Source organism: Methylophilus sp. DMC16 (assembly GCF_056314045.1).
In genome coordinates this window covers 577415-600589 of record NZ_JBQUZC010000002.1, presented here as the reverse complement: position 1 = coordinate 600589, position 23175 = coordinate 577415, and the positions used below count along the sequence as shown (strand labels likewise).

At 48.2% G+C, this 23175-nt stretch carries 25 protein-coding genes; 8 read left to right on the top strand and 17 right to left on the bottom strand.

All coding sequences use genetic code 11. The annotated features are described in order from the left end of the window. Positions 1 to 9: 9 nt before the first annotated feature. The 9 genes from ACT53D_RS11000 to mnmG form a co-directional block, all read right to left on the bottom strand. Positions 10 to 546, bottom strand: a complete 537-nt coding sequence (locus ACT53D_RS11000) for a F0F1 ATP synthase subunit delta (protein WP_194749668.1) — start codon at positions 544 to 546, stop codon at positions 10 to 12. 17 nt (positions 547 to 563) lie between these two features. Next, a complete protein-coding gene (locus tag ACT53D_RS10995; RefSeq protein ID WP_194749667.1) occupies positions 564 to 1034 on the bottom strand; it encodes a F0F1 ATP synthase subunit B in 471 nt (156 codons plus the stop codon). Positions 1035 to 1113: 79 nt separating this feature from the next. Further along, positions 1114 to 1380: a F0F1 ATP synthase subunit C gene (gene atpE, locus ACT53D_RS10990; RefSeq protein WP_018987204.1), complete on the bottom strand. Its 267-nt coding sequence runs from the start codon at positions 1378 to 1380 to the stop codon at positions 1114 to 1116. A 47-nt stretch (positions 1381 to 1427) separates the two neighbouring features. Then, positions 1428 to 2264: a F0F1 ATP synthase subunit A gene (gene atpB / locus ACT53D_RS10985; RefSeq protein ID WP_124552423.1), complete on the bottom strand. Its 837-nt coding sequence runs from the start codon at positions 2262 to 2264 to the stop codon at positions 1428 to 1430. A 29-nt stretch (positions 2265 to 2293) separates the two neighbouring features. Further along, positions 2294 to 2686: an ATP synthase subunit I gene (locus ACT53D_RS10980; protein ID WP_476156178.1), complete on the bottom strand. Its 393-nt coding sequence runs from the start codon at positions 2684 to 2686 to the stop codon at positions 2294 to 2296. 148 nt (positions 2687 to 2834) lie between these two features. Beyond that, positions 2835 to 3695, bottom strand: coding sequence for a ParB/RepB/Spo0J family partition protein (locus tag ACT53D_RS10975; RefSeq protein ID WP_476156176.1), 861 nt, complete (start codon positions 3693 to 3695; stop codon positions 2835 to 2837). 48 nt (positions 3696 to 3743) lie between these two features. After that, positions 3744 to 4505, bottom strand: a complete 762-nt coding sequence (locus ACT53D_RS10970) for a ParA family protein (RefSeq protein WP_228518953.1) — start codon at positions 4503 to 4505, stop codon at positions 3744 to 3746. Then, positions 4505 to 5128, bottom strand: a complete 624-nt coding sequence (gene rsmG, locus ACT53D_RS10965; RefSeq protein ID WP_476144799.1) for a 16S rRNA (guanine(527)-N(7))-methyltransferase RsmG — start codon at positions 5126 to 5128, stop codon at positions 4505 to 4507. The genes ACT53D_RS10970 and rsmG overlap by 1 nt, the downstream gene beginning before the upstream one ends. After that, positions 5128 to 7065 carry a tRNA uridine-5-carboxymethylaminomethyl(34) synthesis enzyme MnmG gene (mnmG, locus tag ACT53D_RS10960; protein ID WP_313985784.1) on the bottom strand — a complete coding sequence of 646 codons (1938 nt, stop codon included), beginning with the start codon at positions 7063 to 7065 and terminating at the stop codon, positions 5128 to 5130. The genes rsmG and mnmG overlap by 1 nt, the downstream gene beginning before the upstream one ends. Before the next feature lie 210 nt (positions 7066 to 7275). Here mnmG and cycA point away from each other — a divergent pair, with 210 nt between their 5' ends. Both cycA and ACT53D_RS10950 read left to right on the top strand, forming a co-directional pair. Beyond that, the gene (gene cycA, locus ACT53D_RS10955; RefSeq protein ID WP_194749662.1) at positions 7276 to 7710 is read left to right on the top strand and encodes a cytochrome c''; all 435 of its coding nucleotides are present in this window, start codon (positions 7276 to 7278) and stop codon (positions 7708 to 7710) included. A gap of 4 nt (positions 7711 to 7714) precedes the next feature. Beyond that, complete coding sequence (locus ACT53D_RS10950) at positions 7715 to 8299, top strand: cytochrome b/b6 domain-containing protein (protein ID WP_194749661.1); 585 nt, start codon at positions 7715 to 7717, stop codon at positions 8297 to 8299. A gap of 9 nt (positions 8300 to 8308) precedes the next feature. Here the strand turns inward: ACT53D_RS10950 and mnmE are convergent, their stop codons facing one another. Genes mnmE through rpmH form a run of 5 tightly spaced genes read right to left on the bottom strand, consistent with a single transcriptional unit; the run spans position 8309 to position 12012 of the window. Beyond that, complete coding sequence (gene mnmE / locus ACT53D_RS10945) at positions 8309 to 9664, bottom strand: tRNA uridine-5-carboxymethylaminomethyl(34) synthesis GTPase MnmE (RefSeq protein ID WP_476156174.1); 1356 nt, start codon at positions 9662 to 9664, stop codon at positions 8309 to 8311. Further along, positions 9654 to 11255, bottom strand: a complete 1602-nt coding sequence (yidC, locus tag ACT53D_RS10940; RefSeq protein ID WP_476156172.1) for a membrane protein insertase YidC — start codon at positions 11253 to 11255, stop codon at positions 9654 to 9656. The genes mnmE and yidC overlap by 11 nt, the downstream gene beginning before the upstream one ends. A gap of 17 nt (positions 11256 to 11272) precedes the next feature. Continuing rightward, the gene (gene yidD / locus ACT53D_RS10935; RefSeq protein ID WP_194749703.1) at positions 11273 to 11482 is read right to left on the bottom strand and encodes a membrane protein insertion efficiency factor YidD; all 210 of its coding nucleotides are present in this window, start codon (positions 11480 to 11482) and stop codon (positions 11273 to 11275) included. A 13-nt stretch (positions 11483 to 11495) separates the two neighbouring features. Continuing rightward, positions 11496 to 11846: a ribonuclease P protein component gene (gene rnpA / locus ACT53D_RS10930; protein WP_476144805.1), complete on the bottom strand. Its 351-nt coding sequence runs from the start codon at positions 11844 to 11846 to the stop codon at positions 11496 to 11498. 31 nt (positions 11847 to 11877) lie between these two features. After that, entirely contained in the window at positions 11878 to 12012 is a 135-nt protein-coding gene (gene rpmH, locus ACT53D_RS10925) for a 50S ribosomal protein L34 (RefSeq protein ID WP_018987191.1), read from the bottom strand. A gap of 327 nt (positions 12013 to 12339) precedes the next feature. Here rpmH and dnaA point away from each other — a divergent pair, with 327 nt between their 5' ends. The 3 genes from dnaA (at position 12340) to gyrB (ending at position 17595) form a co-directional block, all read left to right on the top strand. Beyond that, positions 12340 to 13755 carry a chromosomal replication initiator protein DnaA gene (gene dnaA, locus ACT53D_RS10920; protein ID WP_476156170.1) on the top strand — a complete coding sequence of 472 codons (1416 nt, stop codon included), beginning with the start codon at positions 12340 to 12342 and terminating at the stop codon, positions 13753 to 13755. Positions 13756 to 14003: 248 nt separating this feature from the next. Beyond that, positions 14004 to 15107, top strand: a complete 1104-nt coding sequence (dnaN, locus tag ACT53D_RS10915) for a DNA polymerase III subunit beta (RefSeq protein WP_194749656.1) — start codon at positions 14004 to 14006, stop codon at positions 15105 to 15107. 82 nt (positions 15108 to 15189) lie between these two features. Further along, the gene (gene gyrB, locus ACT53D_RS10910; RefSeq protein ID WP_194749655.1) at positions 15190 to 17595 is read left to right on the top strand and encodes a DNA topoisomerase (ATP-hydrolyzing) subunit B; all 2406 of its coding nucleotides are present in this window, start codon (positions 15190 to 15192) and stop codon (positions 17593 to 17595) included. 94 nt (positions 17596 to 17689) lie between these two features. Here the strand turns inward: gyrB and ACT53D_RS10905 are convergent, their stop codons facing one another. Continuing rightward, positions 17690 to 19462, bottom strand: coding sequence for a monovalent cation:proton antiporter-2 (CPA2) family protein (locus ACT53D_RS10905; RefSeq protein WP_476156167.1), 1773 nt, complete (start codon positions 19460 to 19462; stop codon positions 17690 to 17692). Between the two features lie 162 nt (positions 19463 to 19624). Here ACT53D_RS10905 and ACT53D_RS10900 point away from each other — a divergent pair, with 162 nt between their 5' ends. Next, complete coding sequence (locus ACT53D_RS10900) at positions 19625 to 19996, top strand: hypothetical protein (RefSeq protein WP_338655913.1); 372 nt, start codon at positions 19625 to 19627, stop codon at positions 19994 to 19996. Between the two features lie 25 nt (positions 19997 to 20021). Here ACT53D_RS10900 and ACT53D_RS10895 read toward each other — a convergent pair whose 3' ends face one another. Together ACT53D_RS10895 and ACT53D_RS10890 are read right to left on the bottom strand one after the other, a co-directional pair. Continuing rightward, entirely contained in the window at positions 20022 to 20756 is a 735-nt protein-coding gene (locus ACT53D_RS10895; protein ID WP_476156165.1) for an alpha/beta hydrolase fold domain-containing protein, read from the bottom strand. A gap of 58 nt (positions 20757 to 20814) precedes the next feature. Continuing rightward, on the bottom strand, positions 20815 to 21564 hold the full coding sequence (locus ACT53D_RS10890) for a glucose 1-dehydrogenase (protein ID WP_379073931.1): 750 nt from the start codon (positions 21562 to 21564) through the stop codon (positions 20815 to 20817). A 133-nt stretch (positions 21565 to 21697) separates the two neighbouring features. On the opposite strand from ACT53D_RS10890, the gene ACT53D_RS10885 reads away from it, so the two are divergent. Then, the gene (locus ACT53D_RS10885) at positions 21698 to 22612 is read left to right on the top strand and encodes a LysR family transcriptional regulator (protein ID WP_379073933.1); all 915 of its coding nucleotides are present in this window, start codon (positions 21698 to 21700) and stop codon (positions 22610 to 22612) included. Between the two features lie 29 nt (positions 22613 to 22641). Further along, positions 22642 to 23103 carry a YiiD C-terminal domain-containing protein gene (locus ACT53D_RS10880; RefSeq protein WP_379073935.1) on the top strand — a complete coding sequence of 154 codons (462 nt, stop codon included), beginning with the start codon at positions 22642 to 22644 and terminating at the stop codon, positions 23101 to 23103. Positions 23104 to 23175 lie beyond the last annotated feature (72 nt).

The following is a 23175-nucleotide window of genomic DNA, read 5'->3' as shown; positions in this document are numbered from 1 at the left end:
TCCTATGCCTTATGCTGTGAGCGTATAGGCTAAATTTTGTAACTGACCTTGGACAGACGCGTCGATAACGGTGTCGCCAACAATAATTTTGATGCCGCCGATGATTTCCGGATCAACGGAAACGCTTGCTTCAATTTTCTTGCCGAACTTGGCTTCCAGACGCTTGACCAAATCTTTGGTTTGCGTTGCCGTGATTTTGGCAGCGGCAATGATTTGTGCGTCCAAGGTGCCTTCATCTTGCGCTTTTAAAGCCTCAAAGGCTTCAGCAATGGCAGGCAATAAGGATAAACGGCCATATTCAACCAAAGTCTTGATCAAATTTTGACCATGCTCGTTAAGATTGTCGCCACAGACTTTGAGGAATGCGCCTTCAACATCTGCAGCATTCAGTTTGGGGTTATCAATCAGGGTTTTCATTTGGTCATTAGAAGCCACTCCGGCTGCCAATGCCAACATATCAGACCATGTTGCCAATGCATTTTTCTCTTTGCCCAACTTGTAGGCAGCGACAGCATAAGGCCTTGCAATGGTTGAGAGTTCAGCCATGTTTTATCCCTTTAACCTTATAGTTCCGCAGCGAGTTTAGACAACATTTCGCTATGTGCTTTGGCATCAATCTCTTTGCGCAGGATTTTTTCTGCACCAGCCACAGCCAGTGTTGAAACCTGTGCACGCAGACCCTCTTTGGCACGGTTCACTTCCTGATCGATTTCAGCTTTGGCACCGGCAATAATGCGATCACCTTCAGCCTTGGCATTTGCTTTGGCTTCATCAATGATTTGAGCGGCGCGTTTTTCGGCTTGCCCAATAATCTCACTTGCTTTTTGTTTGGCCTCGTTCAATGTTGCTTCAGATTTTTTGGCAGCCACTTCCAGGGCGCTCTTGCCCTCTTGGGCAGCAGCCAAACCATCTGCGATTTCCTTTTGGCGTGTTTCGATCGCTTTTAACAGCGGCGGCCAAACGAATTTCACTGTGAACCAGATCAACACTGCAAATGCGATAGCTTGCGCGATGAGTGTGAAATTAATATTCATGTTGGATCCATCATACTGATTGGTTGAAAGGTTTAAGTCACTACTTAAACCCTACCGGGCGGTGATTACCGAGTAAAAATTACTTGGCAACAACGCTCAACAATGGGTTTGCGAATGCAAACATCATTGCCAGACCAACACCGATAATGAAAGAAGCGTCGATCAAACCCAACAGCAGGAATACTTTACCTTGCAGGGCAGGGATCATTTCTGGTTGACGAGCAGCGCCTTCCAGGAAACTTGCACACATGATACCAATACCGATACAAGCGCCAGCGGCACCCAAACCAATGATCAAACCAATACCAACGCCTGTGTAGGCTTGAATCAATGCTAATGCTTCCATTTAATACCCTCTCTTATAAAGAATTAAAACAACGACAAAGTTAAAAATTAGTGCGATTCATGCGCCATGGCCAGGTAGACCACAGTCAGCATCATGAAAATAAACGCTTGCAAGGCCACAATCAGGATGTGGAAGATAGACCATCCAGCACCCAGTACAGCACCGGCAACGGTACCAGTCAGGCCAGTGGCAGCCCACATACCCAACAGCAAGAAGATGATTTCACCAGCGTACATGTTACCGAACAGACGCAATGAGTGAGAAAGTGGTTTTGAAACGTATTCAATCAGGTTAAACAAGAAGTTGGCAGGCCATACCAAAGGATTGCTACCAAATGGCGCACAGAACAATTCGTGAATCCAGCCACCCAGGCCTTTGGCTTTGATAGAGAAGAAAATCATCAGGAACCACACAGCCAATGCCAAAGCAAACGTGGTGTTAATGTCAGAAGTAGGGACGATACGCCATTTTGTATGCTCGCCACCAATTGCTGATGCCACATTTGCTACGTGGTCTACCGGCAGAAAGTCCATCGCGTTCATGACCAGCACCCAAACAAACACGGTCAGTGCAGCTGGCGCAATAAAGGAATGACGGTTACCGTGGAAAATGTTTTTAACCTGGTCATCGACAAAACCGAATAACAATTCAACAAACGCCTGACGCTTAGTCGGTACGCCAGCGGTCGCTCCGCGTGCCACCCACCAGATCAGCCCCATCACCAGCAAACCCAGCACGACTGAAGTCAGCAGGGTGTCATAGTGCAATACCCAAAAGCCTTCAGAGGTGGCATTGCCATTCACACCTTGCGCATTAAAGCTCAGGTGGTGCGCGATATATTCAGAAGGAGTCAGTTCTGCGTGTTGTGCGTGTTCGGTTGTCATATGTTCAAACTATTTTTAAGTTAACTGGTCTACACATTTGCTTGTGATTTTGCGAGCGCGGCGCCAGAAAAAAGCGCAGCGGCTGCCAAGCCTGCAATCAATGCAAAAGGCACCAATGCATGAAACAGCTTGAAAACCACAAACAGGATAATCGCGATGATTAATATTTTTACTGCTTCTGCCTTGAGTAAATTGAGTAATACCGCCGTGGGATCTGTTTTCAGCTGACCTTTGGCTGCAATTCTTGCAGAAAACCAGGCACCGATCACAACGGAAATGCCGCCCATCAAGGCTGATAATGCTGCATTGATCCCTGCCAATGCAAATGCTGCTATGGTCACTGCCGCTGTCGCCATGAGTTGCCAGCGCAGCATGTTACGGTAAAGCGACATGCCAGCCGCTTGGGTTTCGAGACCACTCATGGGGTTAGCCCGCAAAAATTCAAGACAAAATACTACAAAGACGCGAGATTTTGAATTATTCACCCGACGAAGTCAAGCACCAAACTAGCCATAACTGCCTGAATGAGCTGGAAAAATCGAGGCCTGCAGGTTGGCTACGTCATTTTGCTTACGATTTTAGGTGATTGTCGGTCAGTTTCGCTATCCAATCATCAAGCTGATCCAGATTTGCAAAACTCAGTTTCAAGATACCTGCGCCGTTCGCCTTACTGCTAATACTGACCTCAGCCCCCAACTGCTCACTGAGCTGGTTTTGCAGAGTCGCCACATCTGGATGCACGGCAGGCTTGGCTTTTTTGCCGCTCGCCGGCTCGGATTGAATCATGCGCTCTACTTCACGCACTGATAAGCCATCCTGAACCACCTTGTTTGCCAACAAGATTTGCTGGGCCGGCTCTATGCCCACCAACGCACGGGCATGGCCCATGTCGATCTGGTTATCCAGCAACATATCCTGCACCATAGGGGTCAGTGTCAGCAGGCGCAACAAGTTGGACACCGCCACTCTCGAGCGACCCACGGCTTGTGCCGCTTTTTCGTGCGTCATCTCAAATTCATCAATCAGGCGCTTAATGCCCATGGCTTCTTCGAGTGGATTCAGGTTTTCACGCTGAATATTTTCAATCAGCGCCATCGCCAGTGCCGCTTCGTCGGCAATTTCCCGCACCAGCACGGGCACTTCGGTCAGGCCCGCCTTTTGCGAAGCACGCCAGCGACGTTCACCGGCAATAATCTCAAATTTTTCCGGGGCAATTTCACGTACCAGAATCGGCTGCATAATGCCTTGTGCCGCGATCGAGTCAGCCAATGTTTGCAGGGCTTCCTCGTTCATATAGGAACGCGGCTGATACTTGCCTGGCTGCAACTGCCCTACAGGCAATGTGCGCAACATGTCTGACTGGGCAATTGTTTCCGCATCCCCTGATAACAATGCGTCGAGTCCGCGACCGAGTCCCTTGGGCTTCACCATGCTGCTACTTCCTTATAAATGTATGTCTGAAATGAAAAGGATGAATAATTAATTTTTTTGAATAATTTCTTGCGCCAGTTCAAGATAAGCCTGCGCGCCCTTGGAAGAACGGTCATACAGCAAAACAGGCATGCCGTAACTGGGCGCCTCAGCCAGCCTGACATTGCGCGGAATAATGGTTTGATACACCTTTTTGCCAAAGTGATTGACCAGCTGGGCTGACACTTGCTGTGCCAGCATATTGCGGTTATCAAACATGGTACGCAGCAAACCCTCTATCTCCAGAACTGGATTTAAGTGAGCGCGCACTTTCTTGACAGTATTGACCAGATCAGACAAGCCTTCCAGGGCATAATACTCACATTGCATCGGGATCATGACTGAGTGTGCTGCAGTTAATGCGTTAACGGTCACCAGATTTAATGAAGGCGGACAGTCCAGCAAGACAAAATCGTAGCGATCATCACCCAACTTGAGAATTGCATTTTTCAACCGCGTTTCACGTGCCATTTCATTGACCAATTCCACCTCAGCCCCAGCAAGGTCGCGATTAGAAGCCGCCACATCATACTTAGCAGCTTCAGCATGAATCACCACCTCCTGCAGTGTCTTGTTACCAATCAACACCTGATAAATACTGTCTTTTAAATGTGATTTATCAATGCCACTGCCAGTACTGGCATTACCCTGTGGATCCAGATCGACTAACAAGACTTTTTTTCCGTGCTCGGCCAAACTGGCAGCCAGATTGACGCAAGTGGTGGTTTTACCGACGCCCCCTTTTTGGTTGGTGATGGCAATTATTTTCATTATGTATTCTCAAACACGATTAAATGTCTTTCGGCCTGCAAGTAGGGCACATGAAGACGGATCACTTCTTTGGGGATGACCTTTGCCTGCGCCAACTCATCGCTTGGCACCACTCCCTTCATGGCTAACCATCGCCCCTGTGGCGCAATTAAATGTGCAGTCAACTGCTTAAACAAAGCAATATCGGAAAAGGCTCTCGAGATCACTTGTGAAAAGCGAGTAGGGGGCGCATACGCTTCAACCCGGCCATGCACCACTTGCGCGTTGGACAATCCCAGCTCAGCCTTGACCTGCCGCATAAAGATAGCTTTTTTTTGTACAGTATCAATCGTGGTGACTTCGACCTCGGGACGCGTAATTGCGATTATCAACCCCGGCAAGCCTCCACCACTGCCTACGTCCAGCACATTACCGGCCTCTACAAAAGGCAGAACGCTCAAACTATCCAGCACATGTAGCACCAGCATCTCTTCTGAATCACGGACCGCAGTCAGGTTATAGACCTTGTTCCACTTTTGCATCAGCGCCATATAAGCGAGACACTTCTGCTGCATTTCAGGCGTAACCATCGCCTGCAAACCGAGCACCTCGACACCGGCCGCTAACTTTGAAGCCAAGTCCATCATGCTGCTGCAATATCGCCAGACTGGCTCTGCTTTTTCTGTTTACGCTTGAGATAAACCATCAACAAAGAAATCGTGGCAGGGGTAATCCCCTGGATGCGACTGGCTTGGCCAATTGTTTCGGGTTTCTGTGCCAGTAGTTTTTGCCGCGCTTCAATACTCAAGCCATGCACATCATTATAATCGATAGCATCGCCCAACTTGACGTGCTCACTATTTTTTTGGCGTGAAATTTCCTCATTTTGGCGATCAATATAGCCTTGATACTTGGCAGCAATTTCTACTTGCTCCATCACATCTTCGGCCAACACTTCAGAGGAGGGAACAATCTCCAGCAATGATTGATAACTCACCTCTGGACGCCGTAATAATTCAAATAACGAATACTCATGCTCCAAAGCTTTACCAAAAACCAACGTTTGTGTTTCACGTGAAACAATTTTATTTTGGCTATTGCCCAGGGGTTGACCTTGGTCAGGCTGTAAAAACGTGCGCTTCAATCTTGCTTGCTCACGCGTGATCGCTTCCTGTTTTTTACAGAAGGCCGCCCAGCGCACATCATCAACCAACCCCAGTTGACGACCGACTTCGGTCAAGCGCATATCTGCATTATCTTCACGCAACTGCAAACGGTACTCTGCACGACTAGTAAACATCCGGTATGGCTCATTCACCCCCGTTGTAATCAAATCATCCACCAACACACCCAAATAGGCTTGTTCACGGGAGGGGCACCAACCGTCTTTATCCTGCGCATAAAGTGCGGCATTTGCGCCCGCTAACAACCCTTGTGCTGCCGCCTCTTCGTAGCCGGTTGTCCCATTGATCTGTCCGGCAAAAAACAAGCCTTGCACAGCCTTGGTTTCGAGAGTCGATTTTAATCCTCTTGGATCGTAATAGTCGTATTCAATGGCGTATCCGGGGCGCAAGATATGCGCTTGCTCCAGCCCGCGAATCGAACGCACCAACGATAACTGAATATCAAAAGGCAAACTGGTGGAAATGCCGTTCGGATAGATCTCATGGGTGGTCAACCCCTCAGGCTCAAGAAATACCTGATGAGACTCTTTGTCGGCAAAGCGATGAATTTTGTCTTCAACAGAGGGGCAATAACGCGGGCCCACACCTTCAATCACACCCGTGTACATCGGCGAACGATCCAATCCACTGCGGATAATGTCATGCGTCTGCTGATTGGTATGCGTAATCCAGCAAGGTAACTGTTGCGGATGCTGGGCTATATTACCCAAAAAGGAGAACACCGGCACTGGTGTATCACCAGGCTGCTCAGTCATCACACTGTAATCAATGGTTCTACCATCAATACGTGGTGGTGTTCCAGTTTTTAGCCGGCCAGCCGGGAGACCAATTTCTCTTAGCCTAGCCGCCAGGGAGATTGCGGGCGGGTCTCCGGCGCGCCCGGCGCTATAACTTTGCAAACCCACATGCACCAAGCCACCCAAAAATGTCCCTGCAGTGAGCACCACCGACTTTGCATAGAAACGCAAACCAATCTGCGTTACCACTCCCGCAGCGCGATGATTCTCAAGAATGATATCGTCTACAGCCTGCTGAAACAGCCACAAATTTTGCTGGTTCTCCAGACGGCGTCGAATGGCCGCCTTGTACAAAATGCGATCGGCTTGCGCACGCGTGGCACGCACAGCCGGGCCTTTACTAGAATTCAAGATACGAAACTGGATACCTCCCTCATCAGTGGCGGCCGCCATGGCGCCACCGAGGGCATCAACCTCTTTGACCAGGTGACCCTTGCCTATGCCACCAATAGAAGGGTTACAGGACATTTGCCCCAGAGTTTCAATGTTGTGGCTCAACAAGAGGGTTTTTTGACCCATACGGGCAGCCGCCAGCGCAGCCTCGGTGCCGGCATGTCCACCACCCACCACAATGACATCGAATCGATCAGGAAAGTCCATCATAAAGAATCTTGAACTGTTTGATTTAAAAAGATTTATGATTTTAGCTTAAACTTACTAAATGGTCATTTAAATCACTGCATTGTTACACCTAAACTATGATTTAATACAATGTATTTACGGTTTAATACAAATCAATAACAAGCAGGCCATATTTGCTTAACATAACAAGAATAGAATTTTTCCTAAAACAACCAAGGAGCTATTACCATGAAAATCAAAACAATCATTGCTGTATTCGGGGTTCTTTTTTCTGCGCACGCATTGGCTGATGTCACCAATGCTGAAAAACTGGTATACAAATATACCAACATTGCACACTCTGCAAACTCCATGTACGAAGCCCCCTCCATTACTGATGGTAAAATTTTCTTTAACCGCAAATTCAAAACACCAAGTGGTAAAGAAGCGGCATGTGCCTCTTGCCACACTAACAACCCTGCTAACGTTGGCAAGAACATCGTCACTGGCAAGGAAATCCCTCCACTGGCACCACGCGTGAATACCAAGCGCTTTACCGATATTGATAAAGTAGAAGAAGAGTTCACCAAACACTGCAATGATATTTTGGGTGCAGACTGCTCACCTTCAGAAAAGGCAAACTTTATCGCTTATCTGTTAACCGAAACAAAACCTAGCAAATAATTCAATGCTACGTTACGTATGGGATCCGTTTATACGGATCTTCCATTGGTCACTGGTCGCGGCGTTTGCTTATGCCTTTTATACGCACGACTCGATGTGGGATCGGCTACATCATGCTTATGCGGGTTATGTGGCCGGCACTCTGATCGTGGCGCGCATTATTTGGGGCATTATTTCCACAGGTTATGCCAACTTTCATAGCTTCCCGCTGAACCCTGTGTGGGCGCTGAAACATCTCTACAAGCTTATCCATGGAACAGCCAAGCACTATATCGGCCACAATCCCACAGGTGCGATAGCAATTTATGCGATGCTGGGCCTAGGCATCCTGACGGTAGGTTCCGGCTGTATTGTTTATAACAATGGCTGGGACTTTATTGATGATGAAATGGCCAAAACCTTACATCACTATGTGACTTGGACATGGCTCGGTGTGGTGGTGGTCCATGTCTTCGGTGTGATTTTTGAAAGCATCATCAATCGTGATAACCTGATCTGGGCGATGATTACAGGGTGTAAACGGGTATGTAGTATTGAAGAACGGTTTGATCAAAAAAATACACCGTTCCCCCGAAAAAAAACCCGCTGAAGCGGGTTTTTATTTACCTATACAAAAACGACTAAATATTTCCCCAAGCAAATCATCCGGCGTAAACTCGCCAGTGATACTACCCAACGCCTCTTGCGCACAACGTAACTCTTCTGCAATGAGCTCGGCAGCATGCATTTGACTCACTGCACAACTTAAGTGCTCTGATACGGCTTGCAAAGCCTGTAAGTGTCTAGCCCTTGCCATAAACACACCTTCACCGCCAGGTTGATAACCAATCATCTCCAGCAGGGTTTTTTGCAACAAAGGAATACCTAGGCCTGTCTTGGCTGATAAAAACACGTGCTGCTCATGATCAATAACATCAGTGCGCGATGTTTCACGTGAAACATCTATCTTGTTATGTACCCAAACTTTTTTGACCTGACTCGGTAACTTTTCAAGAATGGACTTTTCAAATGCACCAATGCCATGCTGACTATCTACAAGTAACAAAGCCACATGCGCACTTGCAATTGCTTTCCAGGTCCGGGCTATGCCAAATTGCTCCACGGTATCTTCGGTCTCACGCAAACCTGCAGTATCAATGATATGCAAAGGCACACCCTGGATTTGAATGACGTTTTTGATGGTATCACGTGTCGTACCAGCTATCGGTGTCACAATCGCCACCTCTTCACCAGATAAGGCATTTAATAAACTGGATTTGCCAACATTGGGCTGCCCAATCAACACCACATTCATGCCTTCACGCAGCAAAGCGCCTTGTTTTGCCTGGTGGAAAATTCTATGCAAGGTGACCTGATTTTGTTGAAGCTTTTCCAACACTCGCCCTTGCGTGATGAAATCAATCTCTTCCTCAGGAAAATCCAGGCAAGCCTCGACATACATGCGCAAATCAATCAATTGATGCAACAAGTCCTGTACCGCATTAGAAAACTCGCCAGACAACGATCGAACTGCACTGCGGGCCGCTTCCTCAGTAGAGGCATTAATCAGATCTGCCACTGCTTCAGCTTGGGCGAGATCCAGTTTGTCATTCAAATATGCGCGTTGTGTGAACTCGCCGGCCATCGCATGGCGTGCGCCGCATTCGATGCAACGCGCAAGCAATATTTGCATCAACGCAGTCCCGCCATGCGCCTGTAGCTCAAGCACATCTTCACCTGTATAGGAATGAGGATTGGGGAAAAAAATAGCAATGCCACGATCTATTAATACACCGTCGGCTTGTAGAAAAGAAAGATACGCTGCGTGACGCGGGGGAGGGCAGTGCCCGAGAATTTGAGCAGCAATACTGGCTGCTAGCGGGCCGGAGACCCTGACGACACCAATGCCGCCTGCACCGGGGGCGGTTGCAATCGCGGCAATGGTATCGTTGGCAATCGGAAGATTATTTGCCATGTCCTTTTTTCGCCAGCGCTTCGGCGTGGATCATGCGATTAATCGCCCATTGTTGCCAGATAGACAGGATATTGTTGACCAGCCAGTACAATACCAAGCCGGCAGGAAAGAAGAAAAAGAATACACTGAACAATACAGGCATGATCTTCATCACTTTTGCTTGAATCGGATCAGTAGGTGGTGGATTCAAGAAGGTTTGAATAATCATGGTGGCACCCATCAATATGGGCAACACAAAATAGGGATCGGTCGCAGACAAATCCTGTATCCAGCCAAAAAATGGGGCATGCCGTAATTCTACAGAGCCCAACAATACCCAATACAAGGAAATAAACACTGGGATTTGTACCAGTATGGGCAAGCAACCACCCATCGGGTTAATTTTTTCGGTGCGGTACATTTCCATCATGGCTTGCTGCAGCTTTTGCTTGTCGTCGCCAAACTTGTCTTTCAGTGCTTGCATGCGTGGGGCAATTTCACGCAAATGCGCCATATTGCGGTAGCCAGATGCAGACAACTTGAAGAAAGCTGCCTTGATGAGGATGGTCAGCACAATAATCGACACACCCCAGTTTTTCACCAGATCGTGGATATGACTCAACAACCACATTAACGGTTTGGCAATCACGGTCAAAATGCCGTAATCGACCACATATTCCAAGCCTGGCGCCGTCGCTTCCAAGGCTTGCTGAACTTGCGGTCCACTGAATAATTTTGCGTCTACTGTTTTAATTGTTCCTGGTGCAATTTCGCCTACAGGCAAAATGGTACCAATTGAGAAGTCATGCTCACTGAGTTTTGTCGTGTAAAACTTGCGTTCAGATTTTGATTGTGGAATCCAGGCGCTGACAAAGTAATGTTGTACCAAGCCAATCCAACCATCTTTAGCATTGATAGAAACGTCCTTTTTGGCCATTTCATCAAATTTCACCTTGTTGTACTTGTCTGCTTGGGTGAAATAAGCGCCACCAGTAAAGGTCGGCATCATTTTAGAACCCTGATTGGATTCATTATCGTGAATGATTTGGTAATACACCGAAGGCGAAATGGCTTTTTCGCTGTTATTCTTAATTTCATACAACACATCAATGACATATTCACCACGATGAAAGCGGTAAATCTTGTCTACTGCAATACCATTCTTCTCCGGGGCAGTTAAACGGATATCCAACGTTTGTTGATCCGCTTGCATTTGGTAGGTGCTAGCCTCAGCGGTAAAGCTTTCATAATGCGTAGGCAAGCCTTCACCCTTGAGGCCGGTTTGCGCAACATATAATTTGTCTTTACTGCTATCACTCATCAACTCATAAGGGCCAGCGCCATTATCTGCTTTATGTTCTAACAAGGATAATTGACGCAAATCACCGCCGGCAGTGTCAATCACCGCCGCATAACGATCAGTTGTGACGGCGATACGTGTGCCTTTATTTAAATGAAACCCATCTACCTGCGGTTTATCAGCAGTTGCAGGCAGCGCTTGTGCCACTTGCTCGGCAGTTGGTTGTGGTGAATGGTCTTGTTGCCAGGCATCCCACAGCAACATGATGGAAAAAGAAAAAATCACGAACAGAATTAGACGGCGAGTATCCATAAGATTTCGTTTAAAAGTCAGGGTAGGGGGTCTACACCACCTGGATGCCAGGGATGACAACGACCAATGCGGCGTAAGGCTAACACACTCCCACGCCACGCACCATAGCGTTGCAAGGCCTCAATGGCATAGTGTGAACAGGTAGGGTGAAAACGACATTGTCTTCCCAACCAGGGACTGAGTCCCCATTGGTAACACTTGATCAAGAATATCAATAACGTCTTCATCGGCAAGGATTAATCAGGAAGCATGCACATGCACGGATTTGCTTAAACGGCGTAGCAAAGTCTCTACATCTTGACGCACTTGAGCAAATTCACCTTGTTTGAACGGCTTACGCACTTGCACCACCACATCAAAACAAACAGGCGCCATTGCTGGGTGAGCACGCAGGACTTCTCGCAACACCCGTTTCATGTAATTGCGTCTGACCGCCAGTTTGGACACTTTTTTTGAAACAACCAGACCGTAGCGGTGATGTGAAAGCTGATTTGGTTTGATATTGGCAAATAACCATTCACCATAAAACCGCTTCCTGAAACTAAAAACGGATGAAAATTCATCCGTTTTTTTTAGCTTATACAATGTCATGCATTGAGTATCCGCAATGCATCGTCAGGGATTACAGACCTAAACGTTTACGACCTTTAGCGCGACGAGCAGCAATCACTGCGCGGCCACCTTTGGTTTTCATACGTACTAGAAAGCCATGGGTACGTGCACGACGGGTTTTAGATGGTTGATAGGTACGTTTCATTATTAAACTCCGGCCAAAAATGGCAATTAAACTCTAATCCGGCAAGCTTGATTATTACGCTCAATATTTGCCGATTTCAAAAACCCTTAATTAAACATCAAATTCAGAGTTTATGTCAATGATTTTTTTTAATTTTTTATGATGGCGGGCTGTGGATAACTCGCCTTAAAACGTTTAGAATACTCAACAGATGGTCATGACAACAACCAAGACAAGACCACTTCTTCTGCCACTCTTTCCTGGCAATTATAACGAATAAATATTCAACACGATGATCCGTCTTCGCGATCAATGTGTTGCAATTACTTTTAAAAAAGCACTGGAGCAATGGAAAATTTTTGGGCCTATTGTTTGTTAAAGTTCGAGCAAGAGCTGTCAGCACAACAATACAACACCTGGATCAAACCCCTGAAAGCACGCATCAATGGGGAATCCGTGCAAATTGTTGCGCCCAACAAATTTGTCATGCAATGGGTCAAAAGCAAGTTTTTTTCACGCATAGAGACGATCGCGACCGAACTCTCTCCAACAGCCATTCTTGAACTGATTGTCGACAGTAGTGAATCCTTGGAACCGGCAGCCCCCGCCGTGGTTAACAAGGCAGCCAGTGTGAGCGAAAACCCGGTTGAAGCCGCCATTGCAACAGCACCGACAAAAACCGTTACCAAACCAAATCGCCCACCGATTCCTCGAGCAAGCGCAAAACCGGTTAAAAACGAGAAGAGTAGTGGGCTTAATGACAGTTTCTTGTTTGATAACTATGTCACTGGCCGTGCAAACCAGCTGGCACGCGCAGCGGCAATACAGGTGGCAGGCAATCCTGGCCAGGCATATAACCCACTGTTTATTTATGGCGGCGTCGGCTTGGGCAAAACACATTTGCTGCAAGCCATCGGCAACGAATTAAAGAAGATTAAGCCAGAAGCGAATATCCGTTACCTGCACGCAGAACGTTATGTCTCCGATGTAGTAAAGGCTTATGAAAACAAGGCGTTTGATGAGTTCAAACAACTTTATCATTCGCTGGATCTATTGCTAATTGATGATATTCAGTTTTTCGCCAAAAAAACACGCACCCAGGAAGAGTTCTTCTATGCGTTTAATACGCTGATCGAAGAAAAAAAACAAATCGTCATCACTTGCGATACCTATCCTAAAGAAATCGCCGACATGGATGAACGGCTACGTACCCGCTTCAGCTGGGGGCTTACCGTCGCGGTGGAGCCACCAGAGCTGGAAATGCGGGTAGCCATTCTGCGAAAAAAGGCTGAAAACCTGAATATAGATCTGCATGAAGATGTAGCCTTTTTTGTCGCCAAACAGATACGCTCTAGCGTGCGAGAACTTGAAGGCGCCTTGAATCGTATTATTGCCATGGCTAACTTTACCGGTCATGCCATTGATGTGCATCTGGCCAAAGACGCACTACGCGACCTGATTGCCGTGCGCGGCCGCCAGATCACCATCGAAAACATTCAAAAGACAGTGGCTGACTATTACAAAATCAAAGTCAGCGATATGTTTAGCAAAAAACGTTCACGCAATGTCGCCAGACCCCGCCAGGTCGCCATGTCTTTGGCGCGTGAGCTTACCAATCATAGCTTTCCAGAGATTGGGGAAGCTTTTGGCGGCCGTCACCACACAACCGTGATGCACGCCTGCGAAGAAATTGAACAATTACGCTTGAATGACCAGACGCTGGCACGTGATATTGGTTTACTCACACAAGTGATCAGGGATTAAAACAAGCAAGTCATGCTGTGGATAAGTTGAGAATGACGTGTGCTTAAATATTGCGTATAGACTGAATAAAATCAGTTTACAATATCAGCCACAAACGATGCAGGTTTAAACCGCAATTTATGCACAAGGCAATATTCGGATAAGTCATTGAATTATTTATATTTTTAGACTTACCCACAAAAAAACGTAACATTACTATTATTCTTATCTTTTATATATTGAAATAAAGTTATTAATTAGGTCAGGCCATGCAAATCAAAATTAACCGTGAGGTTTTGCTTAAACCACTCAATAGTGTGACTGGCATCGTAGAGCGTCGGCATACATTACCTATCCTTTCTAACCTGTTGGTTAATATCAAACAGGATGAAATGCATTTGACCGCCACCGACCTCGAAATGCAGATTTCTCTGAAAGTACATGGCGGCATTGAAGGTGAATTGAGTACAACGATTTCAGCAAAAAAACTGCTGGATATCTGCCGTTCATTGCCTGACAGCACCACGATAGAAATGAATAATCAGGATAATCGCATTACACTGAAAGCAGGCAAGAGCCGCTTTAACCTGCAAACACTGCCTGCAGCAGATTATCCTTTGATGAGCAAAGCCAGTGGCCAAAACATCAGTTTCAGTCTGGCGCAATCCGAGTTCAAACGCTTGCTCAAGCAAGTAGAATTTGCCATGGCGCAACAAGATATCCGCTATTATCTGAATGGCTTGTTGCTGGAAGTAAACGGCAACCAGTTGCACGTGGTGGGCACGGATGGACACCGTTTAAGTTATACCAATACCACCCTGGCGCAAAGCTTTGAAAAAACAGAAGTGATCTTGCCGCGTAAAACAGTGCTGGAATTGACGAAGTTGCTGGATGAGCAGTCAGATTCGCCTGTCGTGATTGAAGTCTTGAACGGACAGGTCAGCTTTGAATTTGGTGATATCCAACTGATCAGTAAAGTGATTGATGGCAAGTTTCCGGATTACAACCGTGTCATTCCCAATGGTCATCAAAATACTTTTCTGGTCAATCGCACACAAATCCTGAGCGCCTTGCAACGTGCGTCTATTCTGTCGAATGAAAAATATCGCAGTATCCGCATGGTCATCACCAATAATCAGCTCAAACTGATTAGCACCAACACCGAGCAAGAAGAAGCAGAAGAAGAACTTGATATCGACTACAGCAATGCCGCACTGGATATTGGCTTTAATGTCACTTACCTGATTGATGTGCTCAACAATCTGAGTGATGAACAAATTCAATTTGCGTTCGCAGACGCCAACAGCAGTTGCCTGATCACCGCAAGCAGCGATGCCAACTATAAATATGTTGTGATGCCAATGCGCATATAATGCGGGTAGCCCGTGTTTCACGTGAAACACGGCCAATGTTAGGGTGATGGTCTTTTAACTCTCAATTAAAGAAACTTTTGTTATGGCACAGCCACAAGAATATAACTCAGACAGTATCAAGATTTTGGAAGGTTTGGACGCTGTACGTAAGCGTCCTGGCATGTACATCGGTGACACGTCAGACGGTTCTGGTTTGCACCACATGGTATTCGAAGTGCTGGATAACGCCATTGACGAAGCACTAGCCGGGCATTGTGACGATATTAAAGTGATTATCCACCCGGATAATTCCATCAGTATTTCTGATAACGGTCGCGGCATTCCGACCGATGTCAAAGATGACGATAAACATGAGCCCAAACGCTCCGCGGCTGAAATCGTGATGACCGAGTTGCATGCCGGCGGCAAGTTTGACCAGAACTCTTACAAGGTGTCTGGTGGTCTGCACGGTGTGGGTGTGTCTGTCGTTAATGCGCTGTCAGACTGGTTAAAACTCAAGATTTACCGCAAAGGCAAGGTACATCAGATGGAATTCCATCGTGGCGTACCGCAAGCGCCATTGGCCGTGACTGGAACCACAGATAAAACCGGGACAGAAGTACATTTTCTGGCTTCTGTAGACACGTTTGTGCTGGTTGAATATCACTTTGAAATCCTGGCCAAGCGTATTCGCGAATTGTCCTTCTTGAACAACGGCGTCAAGATTGAATTAATTGATCAACGTACCGGCAAGTCAGAAAACTTTGCCTTCAGTGGTGGTGTAAAAGGGTTTGTGGAGTACATGAACCGCAGCAAAACGGTTTTGCACCCTAAAGTGTTTTATGCCATTGGTGAGAAAGACAACATCACGATAGAAGTAGCCATGCAGTGGAATGACAGCTACTCAGAAACCGTGCAATGTTTCACCAACAATATTCCGCAACGTGATGGTGGCACCCATTTGACCGGTTTGCGCACCGCCATGACACGGACGCTGAACCAGTATATCGAGCAAAACGAGTTTGCTAAAAAAGCCAAGGTCGAAACCACCGGTGACGATATGCGTGAAGGCATTACTTGTGTGCTTTCGGTCAAAGTGCCAGATCCAAAGTTCAGTTCACAAACCAAAGACAAACTGGTGTCCAGTGAAGTGCAACCAGTGGTCTCCGAAATTGTGTCCGCTAAACTGGCTGAGTTTCTAGAAGAAAACCCGATTGATGCCAAAATTGTATGTGGCAAGATTGTCGAAGCTGCGCGCGCGCGCGAAGCAGCCCGTAAAGCCCGTGAAATCACCCGCCGTAAAGGCGTAATGGACACCATGGGCCTGCCAGGCAAACTGGCTGATTGCCAGGAAAAAAATCCGGCGCTCTGCGAACTCTATCTGGTCGAGGGGGACTCTGCGGGTGGTTCTGCCAAACAAGGCCGTGACCGTAAATTCCAAGCTATTTTGCCACTCAAGGGTAAGATTTTAAACGTGGAAAAAGCACGTTTTGACAAATTGCTGGGCTCTGCCGAAATTGCCACACTGATTACGGCCATGGGCACCGGCATTGGTAAAGATGACTTTAACCTGGAAAAATTGCGCTATCACCGCATCATCATCATGACCGATGCGGACGTTGATGGTGCGCACATCCGTACCTTGTTACTGACATTCTTCTATCGCCAGATGCCAGAGCTGGTTGAAAATGGCCATATCTACATCGCACAGCCACCGCTATACAAAGTCAAACAAGGCCGTGATGAGCGTTACCTCAAAGATGAGCATGAGCTCGATGAATACCTGCTTAATTCAGCCTTGCGCGATGCCATACTGGTGACCAAAGAGGGCGGCGAGATTCTGAAAGATGAAGCCTTGACCAGCATCGCCAAACAAATGGTGCTGACCGAAGCTGTAATCCGCCGCATTGCTAATCTGTATGACGAAAGCGTTTTGCGCGCCATTCAGGATGTGGGCGAGGTTGACCTGAGCACGGAGGCCGCCGCTAACAATGTGGCAGAAAAACTGCGTCCTATCCTCGGTGCAGTCGGCTCAGAAGTGATTGTGTCACAAGATACAGAGACCAGCGCCTATCGTCTGGAAGTGAACAAATACGTGCACGGTAACCTGCAAAGTTGCGTCATTGATGCCGAGTTTGTAGGCAGCGGCGATTACCGCCAGATCAACCGCACTTCACAAATGGTGAATAACCTGCTGGGTGAAGGCGCCATGATCAAGCGCGGTGAAAAAGAGCAAAAAGTCAGCACCTTTAAACAGGCGTTAGACTGGTTGCTAGGCGAAGCCAAACATAACCTGAATATTCAGCGGTATAAAGGTCTGGGCGAAATGAACCCGGAACAACTGTGGGAAACAACCATGGATCCGACCGTACGTCGCTTGCTCAAAGTACAGATTGAAGATGCCATCGGTGCCGATGAAATCTTCACTACCTTGATGGGTGATAACGTGGAACCGCGCCGCGCCTTTATCGAAAGCAACGCCTTAAGCGTCAGTTCACTGGATATTTAAGCGCATCAGTGTTTCACTAGAAAGGCTCCTGAGGGAGCCTTTTTTATTTGTCATAAGTTTATGAAACGCAGCAGTAAAGCCGCCAGTTTAAAGCTTAGGTTTTATCTAACAGACTGCTTTCTGATTCAAGCAGGGCTTTAAGATCCTCACGCCCTTGCGCCATGACGGTCGACAAGGCTTTTCTGTCATGGCGGATTTTGAGCGTGGTTTCCAGTTGTTCCACATCATGCTTTTCAAATTGCTGAATGATGTGATTCGCCGCTGTGGCTGTTTCACCAATGACCAATAAGGCTTGTCTGGCGGCTTCGAGTGAGGAGTAAAACGTCTCGCGGATGGGTTGCAAATCCAGCTCGCGCAAATCAAACGCATCCGTCCGGCTTCTGGCCCTGACCACAATGTTGACTTGTGGCCAACGCTCCTTGACCAGGCGGGCCATTTCTAGTGTGGCATGGGAGTCATTCAAAGCAATGACTAGCAATTTGGCCGAGCCAATGCCTGCTTCTTCAAGCACATCCAGTCGTGACGCATCACCGTAGTAGCATCGCCAGCCAAACTGGCGGGTTAAATCAACCTGGTTGGGGTCGTTATCAATCAGGGTGGCGCTGATGCCTTTGGCTAACAGTACACGGCCAACAATCTGGCCAAAGCGGCCAAAACCGGCAATGATGACGTTATTATTTTCAGGGATGGCATCGCGTGGACGTTCTCCGCATTGCAGGGTTAAAAAGCGGTCATACAATAACAGCAGCAGCGGGGTGATGAGCATAGACACGGCGACGATGGCATTGAGGGTGTTATAGCTGTCACGAGACAAGGATTCCTGGCTTAACGCCAAGCCAAAAATCACAAACGCAAACTCGCCAATTTGCGAAATAGACAGGCCCAATAACAGTTTGTCGCGCAACGAGTAGTTGAAGACCTGACCCAGGCCCATCAATACGACCATTTTGATCGCCACAATGAGCAGGGCAAAGCCAAAAATCAATCCAGGCTGTTGTGTGACCAGTGAGATATCGACGGTCATGCCGACCGAAATGAAAAACAGCCCTAACAGCAGACCCTTGACTGGTTCAATGTCCAGCCTGAGTTCATAACGGTATTCAGAGCCTGCGAGCAACACGCCCGCCAGAAAGGTACCGAGGGCCATCGACAAGCCGACCGATTGCATGGCCAGGGAGACCCCGATCACCAGTAACAATGAAAAAGCGACAAACATTTCGCGCAAGCCGGTTTGGGCAATCACGCGCATGACCGGGGGCAACAGCGTGCGGCTGGCAAAAATAATGGCAACAATCACGGCAATGGCCTTGCCTACCGCCATCACATCAAACCCGGTGCTGGCGTGATGCGGGGCAATCAAGGCCAGGATCATAAACAGCGGGATCACTGATAAATCCTGAAACAGCAGAGTGGCAAAGGCCGCTTGTCCGCCCGGCGTGTGTAACTGCTTTTTCTCAATCAGCGCTGTCAATCCAATGGCGGTCGATGACATCGCCACGCCCATGCCGATAATCAGCGCCTCCTGCCATGAAAAGTGCATTAAGTAGGCGATGTTGCCAACCACGGCGATGGTCAGTGTTACCTGCAAGCCACCCAGGCCAAACAACAGCTTGCGCAACTCCCATACTTTTTGCGATTCCAGCTCCAGACCAATTAAAAACAACATCAATACCACGCCAAACTCGGCAAAGTGCAGCACTTGCTCCGGGTCGGCAATCAACTTCAAGGCATAAGGGCCCAGCAAAATCCCAGCAATCAGATAACCCAGCACCGAACCCAGGCCGAGCCGTTTGAACAATGGCACCAGAATAATGGCGAAAGACAGGTAAATGGCCGCTTGCACCAGAAAGTCAGAAGTGGAATGCATGATGCCCTTAAGAGAAATAAAGATTGAAATAACGGCTGCTAAAAATGCTTTGCCAGATAAATCTGACATAACTATCAGATTGCTACCAATATATTACTGACAAACGCTTGTTTAAAGTGTCTATCAGCCATTCATAAACGCCATTTTAAAGAATTAACCGCTATGCAGACGCCTAAAGAATTTGCTGATCAGATTTTTGATGTATTAAGTTTTTCGATTGACTTAGCCTGCCATGAAAAAGAGTGGTTTAACGTCAGCCGCGATGCTCTCGCGTTTGGCTTTAGCCAAACCGATGTCTCCAGTGATTTTGCCTACGCCCAGCGCTTTGACCTGGAAGTCTCCCCCGAGATTTTCATCAGCCTGCATTACCGCTCGTTTGACCCCTCCGGCCCTTTCCGCCGCCTGCCTGGTGTGAGCAAGTTTGAGCTCACCCTGTCTGTTCAAGACAAAATGCAGCGCTTTCATCAAAACAGCTTTGATGAACCGCTCACGGCTAACGACCCCTCGGCTTGGGATGAGCTCTCCTACGCATAACGCCGTTTAAGACGGCCTTTGCGTTTTAGAGAGTCATCCACTGCCGGATCAGCGGCGCATGTTGCGTCCAACCTTTCTCGCTTACACACCAGTGTTGTACTTGCCCGCCCGCCAATAATAATTTTTTCGCATAGGCGGCTGCTTCATCCACAAGCGGATGGCCTTGTTCGCTAATGATGAGCGCATTAACCAGCCCCGCCAGTCGGCATGACTGGACAGGCGAAACATAAGGATGCCAGGCCAAACTGGGGCAGGGCGCATAGTCAGCCCATGCCGCCCGGCAGGGACTCTCGGTCAGGCTAGCGAGCGACGGCGAGGTTTGCAAGGCATCCAGCATGGGGTTAATCAAGACTTGCCCTTGCAGTTGCGCAGGTGCACGCAGCCCGCGGTCTCTGTAAAGCAGGGCGGTGACGGCAGCCAGATTGCCGCCAGCGCGCTCGCCACCTACAAATAGCAGCTTCGCATTTGCCCCTAATACTTTTGCATGTTCACTGAGCCACTGCAAGGCCTGGTAGGCGACTTCTATACTGTGTGGAAACTGCACACCCGGCGCCAGCGGATAATCTACACATACCACGACACAGCCATCTGAGAGGGCTTCAGCCAGTGCATGCGCGCTCTCAATCTGGCCCTGATTAAACAGGCCATCATGAAAATACAGCAGTGCTGGCCCTCGCTTATGGCAGTGGTGGCGGCCAAACACCTGCAGTCTGATACTTTTGCCAGTGGCGGCATATTCAAAGGCAGTAGTCCACATCATGGTGTAGGGTTGATGCAAACGATAAGGCAGGCACTGCGTGCCTGCATTTGGGCATCCACTAGCGCAAACCGCCCCCCACCAGCAATTGCTCACCTGTCAGCCAATAAGCATCCTCAGAGGCCAGAAACACTGCGACAGAGGCAATATCATTCGGTTGCCCACTGCGCCCCAGTGGCGTCTGTGCCACATAGGCGGACTCCATTTCTGAACCGATCACCCCGGCGGTATGCGTGCCTTCTGTTTCCACCAGGCCAGGGTTCAAGGCGTTGACGCGAATCTTGCGTGGGCCCAACTCTCTGGCCAGCACGCCGGTGATGGCATCCACTGCGCCTTTGGTACCGGTATACACGGCACTCGCAGGGGGGGTTAAACGGCTCACTACCGAACCAATATTGATAATGCTGCCGCCCTCAGGCAAGTGTTTGACCGCGGCTTGCGAGGTGAGCAACAGGCCCAGCACATTAATGTTGAATTGCTTGTGAAAATGGTCAGGCGTGATTTCTTCTAGGGTGGCAAATTCATACACCCCGGAGTTATTGACCAAAATATCCAGCTTACCAAAGTGAGTGATCGCTGCGTCTACCAGCGCGTGTGCATCAGCCACCTCACTGACATTGCCGCCCACCGCTACCGCCTTGCCACCCGCTTGTGTAATCTCGGCCACTACTTTGTCAGCCCCAGCCTTGCTCGATAAATAATTCACCACCACCGCTGCACCCTCGCGGGCAAAGCGTTTGGCAATTTCTGCCCCTATGCCTTTAGAGGCCCCAGTGACTACAGCGACTTTTCCTTCCAGTTTCTTGCTCATCTTGATACTCCTCAATTAATAAAGTGGTTTAAAACTGGTGACCACTATAAATAAATAAAAACCCCAGATAAATCACCTAAAAATGCAATCACTGTGCTAATTTATTGCACAATCAAGTCAAACAAGGATGGATATGGACCGTTTTGACACCATGCTGGCCTTTACTAGGGTGGTCGAGCTAGAGAGCTTCACCAAAGCCGCCATGTCGCTCAACCTGCCCAAAACCACGGTCTCGGCCCAGGTGCTGGCGCTGGAAAAACGCTTGCGCGTCAAACTGTTGCACCGGACTACCAGACGCATCAGCGTGACTACGGATGGCGCTGCCTATTACGAGCGCGCCATTCGGCTTTTAAACGAGCTCGAAGAAACCGAAGCCGCACTCACGCAGTCCACCGCCAGCGCAAAAGGGCGCTTGCGCGTAGACGTGCCCACGCCTTTGGGGCGGTTAGTGATTATTCCTGCCCTGGCCGAGTTTTTTAAACGCTATCCCGAGATCCAGCTTGAGATCGGCTGTGACGACAGGCCAATTGATTTACTGGAGGAGGGCGTCGATTGCGTGATCCGCGTCGGCAATCCGCAAGACGCCAGCCTGGTTGCCAGGCGCGTAGGCACCATGCAGTTTTTACTGGTCGCCGCCCCGCAATACCTCAACACTTATGGCAGGCCTATGTACCCTGAGGCGTTGCAACACCACCAGGGCGTACACTTTTTTTCCTCCAAAACCGGCAAAATCCGCCCCTTTATGCTCACGCATGCAGGCACCGAGCAAGAAATCCCCGCCATGCGTAAACTCGCCATCAACAATGGTGATGCTATCGTCGCCGCTGCGCTGGCAGGGCTAGGCATCAGTCAGCTGCCCGCATTCATGGTGCAAGGGTATTTAACTGAGGGTAAATTAGAAAAGGTCTTGGCCGATTTTCCGGCCGGGAGTTTGCCGATTAACGCACTCTATCCACAAAATCGTCACCTCTCATCCAAAGTGCGGGCATTTATCGAGTGGGTGGCAGAGTTGTTTGAAGGGTGTCGTTTACTGCAAAAAACCAGTTAACTGAAATCGCCTAGTGAATAGGAAGCAAAATGAGCCAACGCGAACAAAATTTTGAAGAAACCTTGTTTCAACGCATCCCCCAAACTAAAAACCTGGGGATACACATTGCCAAAATGGAGGAACACCAACTCACCGCCCACGGCGATTTTTTGCCCAACAAAAACCACCTCGATATCGTGTTTGGTGGCAGCATCGCTGCTATTTCGATTACCACGGCCTGGTCACTGGTGCAGTCCAAAATTGAACAAGCCGGGCTTAAAGGCAGCCTGGTCATCAAGCGGCAAGAGATTGATTATCTATTGCCAGTGAAAACAGACTTTGAATGTGTGGCGAGCTTTCAATCAGCTGATGATTGGGACAGTTTTAAAAAGACTTATCAGGAAAAGGGCCGGGCTAGAATCAACGTGACGGCACAGATCGTTAGCGAATCCAAAGTCACGTCGAGGTTTAAGGGCGTGTTTGTGTTGTACCAGGCATCACACAAAGAGTGATTTGTGCGGTTCTAAAACAGTATTACCTTGGTATTCGGGGTTTAGATTAGAATCACTGAAAACCAATATATT

Excerpts from the sequence above, each read along its gene's own strand:
- ACT53D_RS10900 (WP_338655913.1), top strand. The coding sequence starts at position 19,625 with ATGCAGACGCCTAAAGAATTTGCTGATCAGATTTTTGATGTATTAAGT.
- yidC (WP_476156172.1), bottom strand. The coding sequence starts at position 11,255 with ATGGATACTCGCCGTCTAATTCTGTTCGTGATTTTTTCTTTTTCCATC.
- dnaA (WP_476156170.1), top strand. The coding sequence starts at position 12,340 with ATGGAAAATTTTTGGGCCTATTGTTTGTTAAAGTTCGAGCAAGAGCTG.
- ACT53D_RS10885 (WP_379073933.1), top strand. The coding sequence starts at position 21,698 with ATGGACCGTTTTGACACCATGCTGGCCTTTACTAGGGTGGTCGAGCTA.
- ACT53D_RS10880 (WP_379073935.1), top strand. The coding sequence starts at position 22,642 with ATGAGCCAACGCGAACAAAATTTTGAAGAAACCTTGTTTCAACGCATC.
- rsmG (WP_476144799.1), bottom strand. The coding sequence starts at position 5,128 with ATGGACTTGGCTTCAAAGTTAGCGGCCGGTGTCGAGGTGCTCGGTTTG.
- ACT53D_RS10905 (WP_476156167.1), bottom strand. The coding sequence starts at position 19,462 with ATGCATTCCACTTCTGACTTTCTGGTGCAAGCGGCCATTTACCTGTCT.
- ACT53D_RS10975 (WP_476156176.1), bottom strand. The coding sequence starts at position 3,695 with ATGGTGAAGCCCAAGGGACTCGGTCGCGGACTCGACGCATTGTTATCA.
- ACT53D_RS10950 (WP_194749661.1), top strand. The coding sequence starts at position 7,715 with ATGCTACGTTACGTATGGGATCCGTTTATACGGATCTTCCATTGGTCA.
- mnmG (WP_313985784.1), bottom strand. The coding sequence starts at position 7,065 with ATGGACTTTCCTGATCGATTCGATGTCATTGTGGTGGGTGGTGGACAT.
- dnaN (WP_194749656.1), top strand. The coding sequence starts at position 14,004 with ATGCAAATCAAAATTAACCGTGAGGTTTTGCTTAAACCACTCAATAGT.
- rpmH (WP_018987191.1), bottom strand. The coding sequence starts at position 12,012 with ATGAAACGTACCTATCAACCATCTAAAACCCGTCGTGCACGTACCCAT.
- yidD (WP_194749703.1), bottom strand. The coding sequence starts at position 11,482 with ATGAAGACGTTATTGATATTCTTGATCAAGTGTTACCAATGGGGACTC.
- rnpA (WP_476144805.1), bottom strand. The coding sequence starts at position 11,846 with ATGACATTGTATAAGCTAAAAAAAACGGATGAATTTTCATCCGTTTTT.
- ACT53D_RS10995 (WP_194749667.1), bottom strand. The coding sequence starts at position 1,034 with ATGAATATTAATTTCACACTCATCGCGCAAGCTATCGCATTTGCAGTG.
- ACT53D_RS11000 (WP_194749668.1), bottom strand. The coding sequence starts at position 546 with ATGGCTGAACTCTCAACCATTGCAAGGCCTTATGCTGTCGCTGCCTAC.
- atpB (WP_124552423.1), bottom strand. The coding sequence starts at position 2,264 with ATGACAACCGAACACGCACAACACGCAGAACTGACTCCTTCTGAATAT.
- mnmE (WP_476156174.1), bottom strand. The coding sequence starts at position 9,664 with ATGGCAAATAATCTTCCGATTGCCAACGATACCATTGCCGCGATTGCA.
- atpE (WP_018987204.1), bottom strand. The coding sequence starts at position 1,380 with ATGGAAGCATTAGCATTGATTCAAGCCTACACAGGCGTTGGTATTGGT.
- cycA (WP_194749662.1), top strand. The coding sequence starts at position 7,276 with ATGAAAATCAAAACAATCATTGCTGTATTCGGGGTTCTTTTTTCTGCG.
- gyrB (WP_194749655.1), top strand. The coding sequence starts at position 15,190 with ATGGCACAGCCACAAGAATATAACTCAGACAGTATCAAGATTTTGGAA.
- ACT53D_RS10890 (WP_379073931.1), bottom strand. The coding sequence starts at position 21,564 with ATGAGCAAGAAACTGGAAGGAAAAGTCGCTGTAGTCACTGGGGCCTCT.
- ACT53D_RS10895 (WP_476156165.1), bottom strand. The coding sequence starts at position 20,756 with ATGATGTGGACTACTGCCTTTGAATATGCCGCCACTGGCAAAAGTATC.
- ACT53D_RS10970 (WP_228518953.1), bottom strand. The coding sequence starts at position 4,505 with ATGAAAATAATTGCCATCACCAACCAAAAAGGGGGCGTCGGTAAAACC.
- ACT53D_RS10980 (WP_476156178.1), bottom strand. The coding sequence starts at position 2,686 with ATGAGTGGTCTCGAAACCCAAGCGGCTGGCATGTCGCTTTACCGTAAC.